Origin of the sequence: Aquimarina discodermiae (assembly GCF_040786235.1) — a bacterium.
Taxonomy (GTDB): domain Bacteria; phylum Bacteroidota; class Bacteroidia; order Flavobacteriales; family Flavobacteriaceae; genus Aquimarina.
In genome coordinates, this window is sequence record NZ_JBFMKP010000001.1 from 97,624 (window position 1) to 112,715 (window position 15,092).

Here is a 15,092-nt window from a genome sequence, read left to right on the forward strand (position 1 = left end):
CATGCCAGTACAAACCATAGAAGAGTTAAAAGAAAAATGGGTAAATGGGTATAAACCAGACCAAAGTGATTTTGCAGATTTATTCGATACCATCGGCAATGGTAGCGGTAGCGGTGCAGAAGCCTTGTTACTAGGACAAAAAAAAGAAACCTTAAGTACTATAATAGACCTTAGCCAAATTAAATTTGATGGGACAGAAAATAACCATTTAGAGCTTATCCCTGCAAAAGCCAATCAGGTTATTTTGATACATGCCTATTATGTAGCATATGATATTACTAAGGCAGCAGCGATAGAAGGATTTGCACAAATGACTTTTGAACACGAGGGAGGTAGTGTAAGCCCTCTTGCCACAATTCCTGTAATACAAAAAGGTAAAAGCCTCTTGTTTTCTTCATCACAGAGTGTACAAAGTAATCTTTTTACGAACCTACAAGATACTCCAATAGGTAAAGCTTTTATCCTAAAAGGCTTCGATGGTTTTAAAATTAGTGGCATGGCAGGAAAACTGTTGATAAAAGCAGATTATACCTATATAGACTTTCCGTATGCAGCGACACCTTTGACAAGTAAACAACAACGATAATGTGTACAGTAATTATTATTACTATTTGTATTTATAGTTATATGTTATCGACACCTTCTTGAATTATATTTAAATTTTGTTTCAATAGTTTTTTTCGGCCTATCGAAAGTTTATCGTAAAATTTGAAGTGAAAATCCCGTAGAATTTCAGACTGTTTGAGCGAAGCGAGTTTCTGAAATTCAGGGATTGAACAAAAAATTTAGATAAAGTTTCGTAAGCCTAGACTTTTTTGTTTCTTTTTTTGGCGATGAAAAAAAGAAAGGGAGTAAATTATATCTTAAGTTTACTGGCCTCTGTATTGGGGATTGGTGGGCTGGCCAACAAAGTATTGGGGCTGGTGCGTAAAGTACGAAAACGCGTGCAAAAAGCACTGACCAAATTATGGCTCAAAATCAAAAAGGCCGGTAAAAAGATATGGCGTAAACTTGGATTTGGGAAGAAGAAGGAGAAAGAAGGTTCTGCAACAAAAACAAAAGAGGAAGAAGTAATTGATATTGACGAAAAAACACCATTTGTTGTGGCTAATGAAGATCATGACTTATGGATAGATGATGACAATTTAGATAACCCAATTTTGATGATGGCTAGTACTCCTGAACCTATGGAGAAGAAACTAAAAACATGGGAAAATGATGTGAAAGATAAAAGCAAAGGAGCTAAGCGTACGGTTGGAGCAGCTATTAAAAGAATAAGAGCAAATGACAAAAGAATTGATAAACAAGTAAAACGATTAGATAAAGCAAAGAAAAAGAGTCCAATCAAAACAAAAATTACAGATCTTAAAAATGATGTTATAAAAGATGTTAATAAGATTTTAAGTGTATTAGATAAAAAGGGAATGGGAGTTGTTCCCGTTGTTGGAGTATATCCTCAAAAACCTGAAATAAAAGCATATAATAAAAAAATGAATGAAGAATTTGGAATGGAAAGTGCTTTTGCAGAATCACACCATGTTCCAGAAAATGCGTTGATGGAAAATATTAAGGGTTTTTATAATCAGATATCAAACACGTTGGGTACAAATTCTAGTTTTTCAGATTTAAAAGAGGAAGTTGATACGAGGCATAATATGATTGTAGATACATATAAAAGTGGTAATAATTTACCTGCTATTGTACTAAATGTTTTAACACATAGATTAGCAAAAAGTGCTGTGCATAGTAGTGTAAACGGAGCCGCTGTTGTTTCACAATTAAAGAGTGATCTTGAAAAAGAAGATAATCAACCAGATGAATCAAATCCACAAATAGTACTACGAACAAAAAGTGGTACTCTTATTGCAAAAGCGCAAACCAAGCATTGGCAAAACTTTATACAAGAGTTTTATAAGTTAGAAAAACTTAAAGAAAAACAAAACGGCGAAGCAACTGGAGTGTATTCAGATTATATTCAATCAAAAAAAGAAGAAGATAGTTTTATTATCAACATTACAGCGGATACCGATAGTGCAAATGCTGAAATTGCAGCAGAAACGAAGAAAGAAATAGAAGATAAAATGAAGGAATTTGAGGACCGCGGAAGAGAAGCTAATGTAGATAAAGTTGAGTTTGTGTCAAATACTAAAAAACGTATCGAAAATACTACAGAAAATGCTTTTGAAAGTTCGTTAAATGCTAATTTGGCATCTGTAACGGTAGCATTAAGTGATAGTAAATTAGATGGAGATTCTGCAGAGCATTCCGGTATTTTGACAAAAATGAAAAAAGAATCTAAAAAGTTATGGAGTAAAAATGCTAAAAGAATTGTTGGAAAGTTTTAGAACGTGTTTTTGATATTGTAAAAAAAATTAATGATGAATTATTTAGAGAAAATAGATCAATTACTTGCATTTACAAAAGATAGAAAATATCGAGCAGATTTTTTTGACTCTAATGTTACCCAAGAACAAGTAGAGCAATTCTATAAAATGGGTTATTGGGATCATATTTTGTTGGGGTATAACAAAAATTTAGGAGTATTCATTGCTATCCGTATTGTAGCTCATTTACCTTCAGATTCTTGGCCAATTGTTTATATAGAAAGGCGTATTAATTCTGTATTAATGTGTTCAAGTTTAGGAGCATTGCCTATGCTTAAAATAATCAAATTAGTTGGGTCAAGAGAATTATTTGAATCATTTCATAAAGAAGTTAAAGAGATAAAAGAAATTATTAAACCAGTATATGATGCATTAAATATTTCAGAATCTTATACTAGTTATATTGATTATTTAGGAAATATCGATAATACTCCTAAAGAACGAAAAGAATATGATTTACTAGATGAAAAGAAAAAAGCTGTAGAAAAAGAATACATTCGATTGTATAAAAAGTTTGATCATTCTGAAGCATTTGATTTGTTTATAGATTTGGTTGATAAAATGCGCAGTGATGAACATTTTGTTCCAGAGATTCCAACTAGGGATTATGGAACCTGGACTACCCGTATTTATAAAATGATAGGCATGAGAGCTTATTTTGATAGTTCTGTGACAGATATAAAAAATAGGACATTGTGTTTGTGGAGGTCCTTTATAGAGCCACATGCTTATGATCCTCAAACGCCTATTCCAGGTTATTATCCAGAGAACAGTACAGATACTCATAATTTTTATAATAGTATTCTAGATGAAATAAATTATCATAAAGAAGAATTTGCTGATGAAATAAAAAAACATCCTTTATTTGCTGTGGCGTTAGGGATGAAAGATGGTAGTGTTAATGCAGGTATGGGATTCGCAAATGCAGCTGCTGTTATAGATGAGCAGTATGATGACCCAGTTTTAGTATGGAAAACTTTGATTAATACATCGTATTATACTTCGTCTGTAGAACAGCATGTTTTAGTAGCAAACCAAGCAAAAGCATTATGCGAACGTAATGGTTGGCAAGATACCACAAAAGCGGTGGAAAGAAATATTAAAATTTACGAAGATATGAAGTAAGATAATATTAAACTTTTTAATAAAAAGCCCTAATAGTTTATTATAAATAATAAAAACATAACAACATGCCAGTACAAACCATAGAAGAACTAAAAGAAAAATGGGTAAATGGGTATAAACCCGATCAAAGTGATTTTGCAGATTTATTCGATACCATCGGCAATGGTAGCCGTGGCGGTGCAGAAGCCTTGTTATTAGGACAAAAAAAAGAAACCTTAAGTACCACTATAGACCTTAGTCAAATTAAATTTGATGGGGTAGAGAATAACCATTTGGTTCTTATCCCTGCAAAAGCGAATCAGGTTATTTTGATACATGCCTATTATGTAGCATATGATATTACTAAGGCAGCAGCGATAGAAGGATTTGCACAAATGACTTTTGAGCACGAGGGAGGTAGTGTAAGCCCTCTTGCCACAATTCCTGTAATACAAAAAGGTAAAAGCCTCTTGTTTTCTTCATCACAGAGTGTACAAAGTAATCTTTTTACGAATCTGCAAGATACTCCAATTGGTAAAGCTTTTATCTTAAAAGGTTTCGATGGTTTTAAAATTAGTGGTATGGCAGGAAAGCTTTTGATAAAAGCAGATTATACCTATATGGACTTTCCGTATGTAGCGACACCTTTGACAAGTAAAGCGCAGCAGCGATAGCTTGTAAGATAGATATTGTTGCGTGTAATTAATGCAGAAATATTGCACTGAACTTATTGAAGTAATGTCTAAGTAGATCCTTGATTGCAACAATTTTTATAGACTTTCTTTTTAAACCGCTCCCCTTGCAGGGGGAGCTGTCCGAAGGACTGAGGAGGTGTTTTGTTTTTGTAGATTCAAAAGTAAATTGACTTTAAACCCAATGCACATAGATAAACCCTTTTTTCCAGGGTAAGCGCACCATGCTAATTCCCCAGGATATTTTGTTGAGTAGGATATCTTGTGTTTTTCGTTCTACGGTAAGAATCGCATCATTTTTCCGAAACTCCAGTTTCCCCGGGCGTTGTAAAAATTCATTTTGTAACAACCCAAAAGAAGATTTGTGCATGTCTTTCCAATTCTGTCGGGTGGCATCTAATACCTTTTCGGTATGTTCTTTATGTAAGTCGGTAAGGATAATATGTCGGTCGATACTTTGCTGAAACGGGATGTTACATAAAAACTTTTCAAACAATAAATCACTCTCTGCTTGTTGAGTTTTTCCTGTTGCTAGATAATGTAGTATATGAGCCGCTAATTCGGGCTGGCTAATGTTTTTATCCTGATCTAATACATCACAATGTTTAAATAAATGAGGTAAAAAAGGATGAGCCAGAATAAGTCCTGCATTGGCGACATGTATTCCTTTTTCCAAAAGTTTTGCGTCGTCTTTTGTGGTTGATTGATCCACATCGTTAGTTATGGAGAAAATGTCCTTTTTTTCATTTCCATTACCATCAAGTTTATTTTTTACTGTGGAAAGGTTCTTTTTATCCTCTGTAAGCTCTTTTGAGACTGTAGTTTCTGGTATGTTTATAGCTGTTGTTTCTTGTGTTTTGGTCACCTCACCAGCTAATTTTTCTAATACTATTTTTAGGGTAGTATTATCTATGGGAAATGAAATATCATTGTTTTTGTAGTGTTTGATAATTTCTTTTTGAATCGATATTTCAGAAATTTCCTTTTGTATGGCAATTGTTTTTAATAACTCTAGCCATAATCGTTTTTGTATGGTAGTAGGTAAGGGGGCTATGCTCTCAAATGTTTCTTTTAAAGTGGTGATACTATTCTCTAATTGGGGAACATAAAGCGTTACAATTTTTTTAAGAGCAGAAACAGATAATTGATGAATTAACCGTTTCTGCACTTGGGTTTGGGGCAAAATGCGTAAAAGACGTGATTTAAAATAAGGTTGTTCTATGAGTGGTATGAGTTGTGAATCCTCTAATAAAGAGGTGATCGAGGTTTCTACAAACCACCAAGGTGCCATACCGTGTTCTATAAAATATAACAAGGTTTCTAATTGATGTTTTTCTTTGTCCAAGAACTTGGGGGAGTTTTTTTTCTCTGTAGTATTCCTCGTTGCAGTTAGTGACTTTTCTATTTGTTTTTGTACTTCTTCAACCAGCTGTTGTTTTAACGTTAAGTTTAGTTCTGGCTTTTGAGTGGTAATGTCTAATTCTAATTGATCAATTTGTATTGCAAACTCGGGTAATTGTTGCTCTAGTTGTTCAAAATAGCGTTCTATTTCAGGAAAAACTTCCAAATTTAGAAAACTACTAATATCGTCTTTTAAAGCAAATGCTTTTTCTTTACTATGGGTATTAACCTCTAGATAAACTTTATGAATGATATGTTTTTGAGAATCCTTCACCTAGTATGAATAATTAAAACTCATTTCCCCAAAAACTGGCTGGGCAAATACTTCCTTTAGATTTTTGTTTAGCGCTTAACCGGCATCCGCAACCTCTTACAAACCCCTCTTTTGCAGTATCCGATACCTCTAGCGTAGTACTATTGATCCATTTTCTTGGATTGCATGTATTTCCTTTTTTCAAAGCGCAAGAGTGGCATATTTTTTCACGAAGCGCAAAAATCGCCATCTCATTTTTGGTGGCCAATCCGGCAACAGTACGCAACTCATTAATGTGTCCGCCAAGAATTGCACTTCGGTTATCATATATGTCTTTTAAACCCATGTTGATCGCATAATTACGAATTAAGTCATACAAAATAGGAGGGATTATGTGAAAAAATAAATATCCGCATTACTAATTTCTGTCTTTGCAGTAAAATGTTAAGAAATACATTAAGCGTTTCTAAACAAAACCATATTGGATTTTTAGAATAGATCAAAAAACACATCAGAAGGTTATATGTGTAAAGGTTTGATTTATAGTAAATGACAATCTATAAAGATAATCATCCTTTTTGTAGATAAGGTGAAATGAAAGTTAAAAAAATAATAAAAAAGAAGGGGATTTAGAGCCTTCAGTTTTTTTGAATTAGGAAGTAAATAAATATAGCTTTCTTGAGGGAATTTGTATCCTTTTGAAAATAAGGGGCTAAGGGTTTTTGAAACAACAATCTACTGCAAAGACAGAAATACAAGGCTCAAAAAATTGATTTTGATAGGCTATCTCAATTAGATTTGTTAGGAGCAGGATATACTTAACTGTATGATTATTTAGAAATCAGAAAATATATACTATAGATTTTATGATATACGATGTATTAAACATACTTAAAAAAGAGGCTTCCGATTATTTGGATAGTATAGAGAGTGAAGGCGAAGTGGTGCTGGATAATGTTGCCAAAGCAGATGATCCTGGCGCTGGTTTATCAGATAAAGTTGTTTTAACCTTATTAAGCATGGAAGAAGAAGCAACTTTAAAAAATAAACCTAATCATAAGGTCGTGAATGGTACAACCATTCATAAAAGTGCACCTGCCTATGTAAACCTTTATGTCATGTTTGCTGCTAATAGAAATAATTATGATAAATCACTTCAGGATATTTCATCTATAGTAGAGTTTTTTCAGGACAAAACTTTTTTTACACAATCCAATACCCCAAACCACGGTACAGAGCTTATAGAATTTAAGTTTATGATCGATTTAAGCAGCCTTCGTTTTGAACAGCTTAGTTATGTGTGGGGTGTTTTGGGAGGTAAGGTAATGCCTTCTGCCTTTTATAAAGTGAGTGTTATAAAAGTAGAAAGAGAAAAAGTTAAACAGAAAGGTCCAGCAATTACAACTATAGAAGAAACTTTAAATCATATCAAATCATGAGTTTTTCGATCATATATAAACCACTGTTTGAGCTTCATATTTTTCATAACTACTTTTTAGGTTTAGGAGAAGAAGAGTATGACCATACACAAAAACCAGATGTATTTGATACGTATAACGCACAAGACTTTGTAGTCATTGTACCCAAAGCACAGACACAAAAGATACTAAGAAATCATAAGATTTCTATAAAACCTACATCTACTGGATTGATGGGGTTTATATCGGTAGATGAAAACGCAGAACCTGTTATTAATAGTGAAGGGTTAAATTTAGAATTCCTGATATACATTAAGGATTCGTTGTTTGAAAAATATACAAAGCTTAATACAAACAATACACAGATTTTTTACTTTAAGTCAGATAAAAATGCGGGTAAATATAGGTTGGACAAGCTTAATGCAAAAAATGCATCACCCATTAATGATTTTTCGGTGCCTTATGATAGTGATGAAAATTCTGAATATCAACAACTTTTAAAAGATATAGCGATAAAAGATAGAATGTCTCTTTTTGGTATTGTTTCCTTGGATATTGAGGACCTTTTAAGTGGTCAAAAGGTTCCGAATGCAACTAAGGAATTCAAGATTGTTTTTAAAAGTAAAAAAGCATTTTGGGTGTATTTGGATGAAGAGGATCAGGAAGTGTATCGTACATCAGAGAAACTCCCTCTAATTAAAAAAGGCACAATCGAAGTAATAGATGATGATTCTGTGATTTACAGAATGGCGACTCCCAGAGATATGGATTTAGCTGGTGAAGCCAGAATATATGTTTAATTATTGATAAAATTAAAAAAAATGTCAACACAATTGAAAACACCGGGGGTTTATATAGAAGAAGTCTCCAAGTTACCTCCTTCGGTAGCGCAAGTAGAAACAGCTATTCCGGCATTTATTGGATATACTGCAAAAGCCACCAGAAAAAAGGAGAATGATCTAAATCTTACTCCTACACGTGTCACATCACTATTAGAGTATGAGCAGTTTTTTGGAGGCGCAAATGCGTTACAATTGGTGTTACAAGAAGATATAACCAATGGATCGATTGTACAACAACCCACCGAGAAGTTTTTGATGTATTATGCATTGCAAATGTATTTTGCCAATGGAGGAGGGCCATGTTATATTGTATCGGTAAATACATTTATCGATGAAAATGATGATGTTAATACAGTGATTGATAATGAGTTGATAGGTGGCTTGAATACATTAGAACGTGAAGATGAGCCTACGCTATTAGTATTTCCAGATGCCATTTCTATTAGTGAAGAAGTAAAATTCTATGAAGTGTATAAACAAGCATTGTTACAGGCAAATACCCTGAAGGATCGTTTTGTTATTATGGATACCTATACAGGAGATCCATCTACCATTGCAAAATTTAGAGCAGGAGTTGCAGGAGATAGGTATGGAGCTGCGTATTATCCACATCTTAATACTGTTTTAAGCTATAATTATGGAGAAGATGTAATGATTAAACATATAGGTACATTAGGACATGATTTTTCTGATGAGATAGATGAGTTAACTGAATTGTCAAAGGAAGATAACGACATTTCTAATGCCACTGATGCGCAAGGAAAAGAAGCAGATGTTCAGGCTATTATAGACTCTATTAATGCCACATTAAATCTGGATACCCCAGTCCCCAGTGATTTGGATGTAAGCAGCGCTTCTCAATTTAAGAAGTCTATTAAGGATTTTTTAAAAGCACTAGGGGCACAAAAAGAAGCGGTTGGAGCATATTATGGAATCACTTTTGGGGTACTAAAATTAAATCATCCAACGGCCTATGCCTCTATCCAAAGACAAATACAAGCTATGTCTGTGGTGTTACCACCATCAGCTGCTATTGCAGGGGTATATGCCAGAATAGATAGTACTCGTGGGGTATGGAAAGCTCCTGCCAATACAGGACTATCGTATGTATCTTCTTTAACAGAAAAAGTAACCCATAACGATCAGCATGATCTTAATGTAGATACCAAAGCGGGTAAATCAATCAATGTTATACGCAATTTTACGGGTAAAGGGATACTTGTATGGGGAGCCAGAACATTAGATGGTAATAGTAATGAATGGCGCTATGTTTCTGTAAGACGATTTTTTAACATGGTAGAGGAATCTGTGAAGAAAGCCGTAGATCAGTTTGTTTTTGAAGCAAATGATGCTAAAACCTGGATAAAGGTAAAAACCATGATCGAAAATTTCTTAAACCAACAATGGCGAGCCGGTGCATTGGCAGGAGCAACACCAAAAGAAGCCTATTACGTAAGTGTTGGGTTAAACGAAACCATGTCTGCACAAGATATTTTAGAAGGGAGAATGAATGTAGAAATAGGAATGGCGGCAGTACGCCCGGCAGAGTTTATTATACTACAATTCTCGCATAAATTACAAGAATCATAAACAATTAAATTATGAACGAATACCCGTTAACAAAGTTTTACTTCCAGGTGGATTGGGGAGGTACTCAGATAGGATTTCATGAAGTATCTGGTTTAGATATCGAAGTAGAAACCATAGAATATAGACAAGGATCCAGCCCAGAGTTTAGTAAGATAAAGATGCCTGGTATGAAGAAGTATAGCAATATCACTTTGAAACGAGGATCTTTTAAAGGCGATAATGAATATTTTGAATGGTTACAAACCATACAACTTAATACAGTAGAGAGAAGAACAATTACCATTTCGCTATTGGATGAAGAAGGACAACCTACTATTGTTTGGAAAGTAAACAACGCTTTTCCTATCAAAGTAATGTCCACCGACCTAAAAGCAGAAGGAAATGAGGTCGCTATAGAATCTATAGAAATAGCGCACGAAGGCTTGACTATAGAGAATAATTAAAATATCGAATACAAATAAATTTTAAACTTATGAATTATAAAACACCTGGTGCTTATATAGAGGAAATTTCAAAGTTTCCTCCTTCTGTAGCGCAAGTAGAAACAGCTATTCCTGCTTTCATAGGATATACAGCAATAGCTACCGAAACAGAACCTGTTAGAATCACTTCTTTGTTAGAGTATGAAACCATTTTTGGAGGAGCAAATCCAGAAACGGGTATTTCTGCAACCATTACCGAAGGAAAAGTAGAGATTACACATACCAGTGTAAGTCCTAATATTATGTATTATACCTTACAGATGTATTTTGCAAATGGAGGAGGACCTTGCTATATAGTTTCTGCAGGAGATTATTCTAATACTCCAAGCGATGGTGATTTAACAACAGCAATGGCAAAATTGGAGAAAGAAGATGAACCTACCTTATTGGTGATTCCGGAAGCATCGGGGTTAGCAGCTGATAAAGCTTATCTTAAAGTATATTCTGATGCATTAACTCAAGCAGAAAGATTACAAGATCGTTTTGTAATTATCGATACCAGTAGTGCTTCAGATTTAAGAGATAATCTTCCATTGTCTTCTAACCTAAAATATGGAGCAGCTTATTATCCTAACTTAAATACGGTGTTGAGTTATGCCTATGATGAAACTACCATCGATGTAGTAATTGATAGCGATCCAGCTGTAAAACTAGATACATTAAAAACTACCAACTCTACAGATTACAATGCTGTAAAAGCTGAAATTTCTTCAATACCAGTAGTATTACCTCCATCAGGTGCCATTGCAGGAGTGTATGCAAAAGTAGACAGCACTAGTGGTGTATGGAAAGCTCCGGCAAACTTAGGGTTAAGTTATGTAATTGGTCCAACGGTAAAGATCACCAAAGTAGAACAAGATGGATTAAATGTAGATGAAGATGCAGGAAAGTCTATCAATGCAATTAGAAGTTTTACAGGTAAAGGAACCTTAGTTTGGGGAGCAAGAACACTTGATGGTAACAGTAATGAGTGGCGATATGTACCTGTAAGACGATTCTTTAATATGGTAGAAGAATCTGTGAAAAAAGCGTCAGAACGATTTGTGTTCGAATCGAATGATGCCAATACATGGATTCGCGTACGAGCTATGATCGAAAACTTCTTAAATCAGCAATGGAAAGCAGGTGCCTTGGCAGGTGCTAAAGCAGAAGATGCTTACTATGTTCGTGTGGGGTTAAACGAAACTATGACCGCAGTAGATGTACTAAATGGTAGAATGATCGTAGAAATCGGTATGGCGGCAGTGAGACCTGCAGAATTTATTGTATTGCGATTTTCTCACAAATTACAAGAATCATAAACGTTAAAAAAACAAAATTATGCAAGAATATCCATTATCTAAATTTTATTTCCAGGTAGATTGGGGTGGAACTCAAATAGGTTTTCACGAAGTAAGTGGTCTCGATGTAGAAGTAGAAGTTATAGAGCACCGTATAAGTAACAGTCCAGAGTTTAGTAAAATCAAAATGCCTGGGATGAAGAAATTTAGCAATATCACGCTAAAAAGAGGATCCTTTAAAGGTGATAACGAATACTTTCAATGGTTACAAACCATCCAGCTTAATAACGTAGAGCGCAGAACGATTACCATTTCATTATTGGATGAAGAAGGAAACCCGGCAATTACCTGGAAAGTGAATAAAGCATTTCCTATGAAGCTACAATCTACAGATCTAAAAGCAGAAGGAAATGAGGTGGCTATAGAATCATTAGAAATAGCTCACGAAGGACTAATCATAGAAAACAGTTAATACATGGCTATTATATATCCTCCTACCAGTTTCTCCTTTATTGTTAATGGTGTTTCTACGCTAGAGGGGATAGACTCCCAGTTTCAATCCGTGTCGGGACTCTCGACCGAGATTGAAACTGAAGAGTATGCCGAAGGTGGAGAAAACAGGTTTAAACATCAGCTACCAACCAGAGCAAAGTACCCCAACCTAATATTAAAACGAGGAATGATACAAAGCTCAGGATTGATATCATGGTGTAGAGAAGCCATGGAGAATTTTAATTTCGAAACGAGGGATTTGATCATCACTCTTAACGGGGGTGTAGGGTCTAGTGCTCCATTCATGGTGTGGAATGTAGTAGGTGCTTACCCGGTAAAATGGGAAATATCAGAGTTTCATGCAGAAGAAAACAAACTGGCTATAGAAACGGTAGAGTTAAAATACCAGTATTTTACGATACCAACAATACCAAAGATATAGGTATAGCGATAAATTATAAAAGCTTATCTCGATACCATAACAAAATAGAAAAATATGCCCATAGAAATAAAAGAGCTACATATTAAAATCAATGTAGATGAAAAGGAATCTACTACTAATCAAGACGCTTCATTAGATAAAAAGCAAGCCAATACATTAGTAAGAAATCAGGTAGAACAAATTATGCATATAGAATCTCGTAAAAAAGAAAGATAATGGGTTTATTTAAGAATTTGGGTAAGGTAGAAAAAATGAAAATTATTCCTTACGAAGATGAAACTTTTGACGAAGGAAAAAAAGTGTCTGACCCAAAGGAGTTTTCGGTTTTAGCCAATCCAGAAAAGTATAGTGTAAAGTATTCTGTAGAACATAATACCGATCAGGCAGAGGGTGAAAGTCATGGTAACCCTAGGTACAGAGTGTCTAGATCACCCGATTTGAAACTAGATTTTATTTTTGATGGTACAGGTATTTTAGAAGGCCATGACAAAGGGTTAAAAATAGTGGATACCATAACGAAGAAATCTACCTCAAATACAAGTGTAGTTGATCAAATAGAACATTTTAAACATGTAATTTTTAATTATGAAGGTGATATACATAAACCTTATCATTTAAAAATTTTATGGGGTTCCTTAATTTTTCAAGGTGTATTGTCTGAGATGACCATCGATTTTAACCTTTTTAAACCTAGCGGAGAACCATTGAGAGCTATTGCTAAAGCAACGTTTAAAGGTGCCATCGATGATAACCTTAAAAAAGGGTTAACTAAAATAAGTTCTCCTGATCTTACACATGTTAGAATTGTTAAAGATGGTGATACATTGCCACTAATGGCAGAGCGTATTTATGGAGATCCAAAGTATTATTTGGAGGTAGCGAAAGCCAATAATCTGATCAATTTTAGGAGACTAAAACCAGGGCAAAAATTAATTTTTCCACCCATAGAAAAAGTATCCTAAGTATGAATAATAGTGGACAAATACAAACGGGTAGAGGAACAGGATTAGTAACGTTTAAAGTTATCATTGATGGATCAGAATTACCAGGTAAGTATGGTGTTAAAAATATCGTAGTCGAAAAAGAAATTAATCGAATTCCTTATGCACAAATCATTCTTGTAGACGGTGATGTAGCTAAACAAGATTTTGAACTCAGTAATGAAGATTTACTAATTCCTGGGAAACAAATTGAAGTTACTTCTGGGTATTATTCTGATGAAGAAACCATTTTTAAAGGAGTTATTATCAAGCATAGTATTAAAATACGTAATAATCGATCTTATCTTACTGTAGAATGTAGAGATGAGGTTGTAAAAATGTCTTTAGGACGAAAAAGCGCATTTTTTTATGAAAGTAGCGATAGTGATGTGATCGATACTTTATTATCGAATAATGGTTTTTCGGGTACAGTAGAAACTACCAATACAGTACATAAAGAATTAGTACAATACAGAGCTTCTGATTGGGATTTTATGCTAACAAGAGCACAGGCAAATGGCAAGTTGTGTTTTGTAGACGATGGAGAGATCAAAATAGAGAAACCCGATGTAAGCAGTGCAGCCGTAGAAACGATAACTTTTGGATCTTCTATTCATGAATTTGATGGAGAGATAGATGCAAGAGATCAGTTTTCTACAATTATTTCTTCATCATGGAATCCGACAGATCAGGAATTAATCGAAGCAGAAGCACAAGACCCCGGAGTTTCTCTTAATGGAGATTTATCTTCTAACGACTTATCAGAGGTTTTTAATATCGAAAACTTGGAGCAAAAGCATGGAGGAAACTTGACTCAGGATGAGTTACAGGATTGGAGCGATGCCAAAGCTTTGTACCAACAGTTAGCCAAGACCAGAGGACGTGTAAAATTTCAAGGAATTGCTGGGGTAAAACCTGGTACATGCCTTACGTTAGAAGGTGTAGGTAATCGATTTAATGGTAAGGTTTATGTGAGCGGTGTTCGTCATGAGTTAGCCGATGGAAATTGGCTAGTAGACGCACAATTTGGATTGTCGCCAAAATGGTTCTCAGAGACCTATGATGTAAACGAAATGCCAGGTTCAGGAATTATACCGGCAATTAATGGATTGCATATAGGAATAGTAACACAGTTAGAATCTGATCCAGATGGTGAAGATCGAATTCTGGTACAAATTCCTATTGTAAATAATGAGGAAGAGGGGATTTGGGCACGCGTAGCAACATTAGATGCAGGAGAAAATAGAGGTTCTTTTTTTAGACCAGAAATTGAAGATGAAGTTATTATAGGGTTTATTAATGATGATCCTAATGATGCCGTAGTTTTAGGAATGTTGCACAGTAGTGCAAAACCAGCTCCTATTACCGCAGCAGATGATAATCACGAAAAAGGATTTGTGACACGCAGTGAGATGAAAATGTTGTTTAACGATGATAAAATCTCATATGTTTTGGAAACACCTGCAGGAAAAAAGGTAACGCTAGATGAAGATGCCGGAATTCTACAATTAGAAGATGAGCATTCGAACATAATGACATTCAATGACTCAGGAATTACCATAGAAAGTGCGGGAGACATCACGATCAAAGCATCAGGTGATTTAAATATGGAAGGAACCAATGTAAATATCAAGGCCAATGCACAATTAAAAGCAGAAGGTGGTTCGGGATCAGAAGTCTCTTCGGGTGCAATTACGGTGATAAAAGGATCACAGGTACAAATAAATTAAAA

At 34.7% G+C, this 15,092-nt stretch carries 16 protein-coding genes; 14 read left to right on the top strand and 2 right to left on the bottom strand.

Features of this window, described 5'->3' with window-relative positions:
- Position 1 precedes the first annotated feature (1 nt).
- The 4 genes from ABW636_RS00345 (at position 2) to ABW636_RS00360 (ending at position 4,162) form a co-directional block, all read left to right on the top strand.
- Positions 2–586, top strand: coding sequence for a hypothetical protein (locus ABW636_RS00345; RefSeq protein ID WP_367587953.1), 585 nt, complete (start codon positions 2–4; stop codon positions 584–586).
- 247 nt (positions 587–833) lie between these two features.
- Positions 834–2,345: a hypothetical protein gene (locus ABW636_RS00350; protein WP_367587954.1), complete on the top strand. Its 1,512-nt coding sequence runs from the start codon at positions 834–836 to the stop codon at positions 2,343–2,345.
- A 30-nt stretch (positions 2,346–2,375) separates the two neighbouring features.
- Positions 2,376–3,509, top strand: coding sequence for a hypothetical protein (locus ABW636_RS00355; protein ID WP_367587955.1), 1,134 nt, complete (start codon positions 2,376–2,378; stop codon positions 3,507–3,509).
- 65 nt (positions 3,510–3,574) lie between these two features.
- The gene (locus tag ABW636_RS00360) at positions 3,575–4,162 is read left to right on the top strand and encodes a hypothetical protein (protein ID WP_367587956.1); all 588 of its coding nucleotides are present in this window, start codon (positions 3,575–3,577) and stop codon (positions 4,160–4,162) included.
- A 193-nt stretch (positions 4,163–4,355) separates the two neighbouring features.
- Here the strand turns inward: ABW636_RS00360 and ABW636_RS00365 are convergent, their stop codons facing one another.
- Both ABW636_RS00365 and ABW636_RS00370 read right to left on the bottom strand, forming a co-directional pair.
- Positions 4,356–5,855, bottom strand: a complete 1,500-nt coding sequence (locus ABW636_RS00365) for a contractile injection system tape measure protein (protein WP_367587957.1) — start codon at positions 5,853–5,855, stop codon at positions 4,356–4,358.
- 13 nt (positions 5,856–5,868) lie between these two features.
- Positions 5,869–6,213, bottom strand: a complete 345-nt coding sequence (locus ABW636_RS00370) for a hypothetical protein (protein WP_367587958.1) — start codon at positions 6,211–6,213, stop codon at positions 5,869–5,871.
- Between the two features lie 487 nt (positions 6,214–6,700).
- Here ABW636_RS00370 and ABW636_RS00375 point away from each other — a divergent pair, with 487 nt between their 5' ends.
- From ABW636_RS00375 to vgrG, 10 genes are read left to right on the top strand one after another with little or no spacing between them, the layout of a single operon-like run.
- Entirely contained in the window at positions 6,701–7,273 is a 573-nt protein-coding gene (locus ABW636_RS00375) for a Pvc16 family protein (protein ID WP_367587959.1), read from the top strand.
- On the top strand, positions 7,270–8,052 hold the full coding sequence (locus tag ABW636_RS00380) for a hypothetical protein (RefSeq protein ID WP_367587960.1): 783 nt from the start codon (positions 7,270–7,272) through the stop codon (positions 8,050–8,052). The genes ABW636_RS00375 and ABW636_RS00380 overlap by 4 nt, the downstream gene beginning before the upstream one ends.
- Before the next feature lie 21 nt (positions 8,053–8,073).
- Complete coding sequence (locus ABW636_RS00385; protein ID WP_367587961.1) at positions 8,074–9,684, top strand: phage tail sheath family protein; 1,611 nt, start codon at positions 8,074–8,076, stop codon at positions 9,682–9,684.
- Positions 9,685–9,695: 11 nt separating this feature from the next.
- Positions 9,696–10,127 (top strand): phage tail protein, encoded by a 432-nt coding sequence (locus ABW636_RS00390; RefSeq protein ID WP_367587962.1) that lies wholly within the window; start codon positions 9,696–9,698, stop codon positions 10,125–10,127.
- 29 nt (positions 10,128–10,156) lie between these two features.
- Complete coding sequence (locus tag ABW636_RS00395; protein WP_367587963.1) at positions 10,157–11,467, top strand: phage tail sheath family protein; 1,311 nt, start codon at positions 10,157–10,159, stop codon at positions 11,465–11,467.
- A gap of 19 nt (positions 11,468–11,486) precedes the next feature.
- Complete coding sequence (locus ABW636_RS00400; RefSeq protein ID WP_367587964.1) at positions 11,487–11,918, top strand: phage tail protein; 432 nt, start codon at positions 11,487–11,489, stop codon at positions 11,916–11,918.
- A 3-nt stretch (positions 11,919–11,921) separates the two neighbouring features.
- Positions 11,922–12,380 (top strand): phage tail protein, encoded by a 459-nt coding sequence (locus ABW636_RS00405; RefSeq protein WP_367587965.1) that lies wholly within the window; start codon positions 11,922–11,924, stop codon positions 12,378–12,380.
- Between the two features lie 54 nt (positions 12,381–12,434).
- Complete coding sequence (locus ABW636_RS00410; RefSeq protein WP_367587966.1) at positions 12,435–12,596, top strand: DUF5908 family protein; 162 nt, start codon at positions 12,435–12,437, stop codon at positions 12,594–12,596.
- Complete coding sequence (locus tag ABW636_RS00415; protein WP_367587967.1) at positions 12,596–13,342, top strand: CIS tube protein; 747 nt, start codon at positions 12,596–12,598, stop codon at positions 13,340–13,342. The genes ABW636_RS00410 and ABW636_RS00415 overlap by 1 nt, the downstream gene beginning before the upstream one ends.
- A 2-nt stretch (positions 13,343–13,344) precedes the next feature.
- Complete coding sequence (vgrG, locus tag ABW636_RS00420) at positions 13,345–15,090, top strand: type VI secretion system tip protein VgrG (RefSeq protein ID WP_367587968.1); 1,746 nt, start codon at positions 13,345–13,347, stop codon at positions 15,088–15,090.
- Positions 15,091–15,092: the final 2 nt, after the last annotated feature.

Excerpts from the sequence above, each read along its gene's own strand:
- ABW636_RS00350 (WP_367587954.1), top strand. The coding sequence starts at position 834 with ATGAAAAAAAGAAAGGGAGTAAATTATATCTTAAGTTTACTGGCCTCT.
- ABW636_RS00390 (WP_367587962.1), top strand. The coding sequence starts at position 9,696 with ATGAACGAATACCCGTTAACAAAGTTTTACTTCCAGGTGGATTGGGGA.
- ABW636_RS00405 (WP_367587965.1), top strand. The coding sequence starts at position 11,922 with ATGGCTATTATATATCCTCCTACCAGTTTCTCCTTTATTGTTAATGGT.
- ABW636_RS00410 (WP_367587966.1), top strand. The coding sequence starts at position 12,435 with ATGCCCATAGAAATAAAAGAGCTACATATTAAAATCAATGTAGATGAA.
- ABW636_RS00400 (WP_367587964.1), top strand. The coding sequence starts at position 11,487 with ATGCAAGAATATCCATTATCTAAATTTTATTTCCAGGTAGATTGGGGT.
- ABW636_RS00395 (WP_367587963.1), top strand. The coding sequence starts at position 10,157 with ATGAATTATAAAACACCTGGTGCTTATATAGAGGAAATTTCAAAGTTT.
- vgrG (WP_367587968.1), top strand. The coding sequence starts at position 13,345 with ATGAATAATAGTGGACAAATACAAACGGGTAGAGGAACAGGATTAGTA.
- ABW636_RS00360 (WP_367587956.1), top strand. The coding sequence starts at position 3,575 with ATGCCAGTACAAACCATAGAAGAACTAAAAGAAAAATGGGTAAATGGG.
- ABW636_RS00385 (WP_367587961.1), top strand. The coding sequence starts at position 8,074 with ATGTCAACACAATTGAAAACACCGGGGGTTTATATAGAAGAAGTCTCC.
- ABW636_RS00415 (WP_367587967.1), top strand. The coding sequence starts at position 12,596 with ATGGGTTTATTTAAGAATTTGGGTAAGGTAGAAAAAATGAAAATTATT.
- ABW636_RS00380 (WP_367587960.1), top strand. The coding sequence starts at position 7,270 with ATGAGTTTTTCGATCATATATAAACCACTGTTTGAGCTTCATATTTTT.
- ABW636_RS00345 (WP_367587953.1), top strand. The coding sequence starts at position 2 with ATGCCAGTACAAACCATAGAAGAGTTAAAAGAAAAATGGGTAAATGGG.
- ABW636_RS00375 (WP_367587959.1), top strand. The coding sequence starts at position 6,701 with ATGATATACGATGTATTAAACATACTTAAAAAAGAGGCTTCCGATTAT.
- ABW636_RS00355 (WP_367587955.1), top strand. The coding sequence starts at position 2,376 with ATGATGAATTATTTAGAGAAAATAGATCAATTACTTGCATTTACAAAA.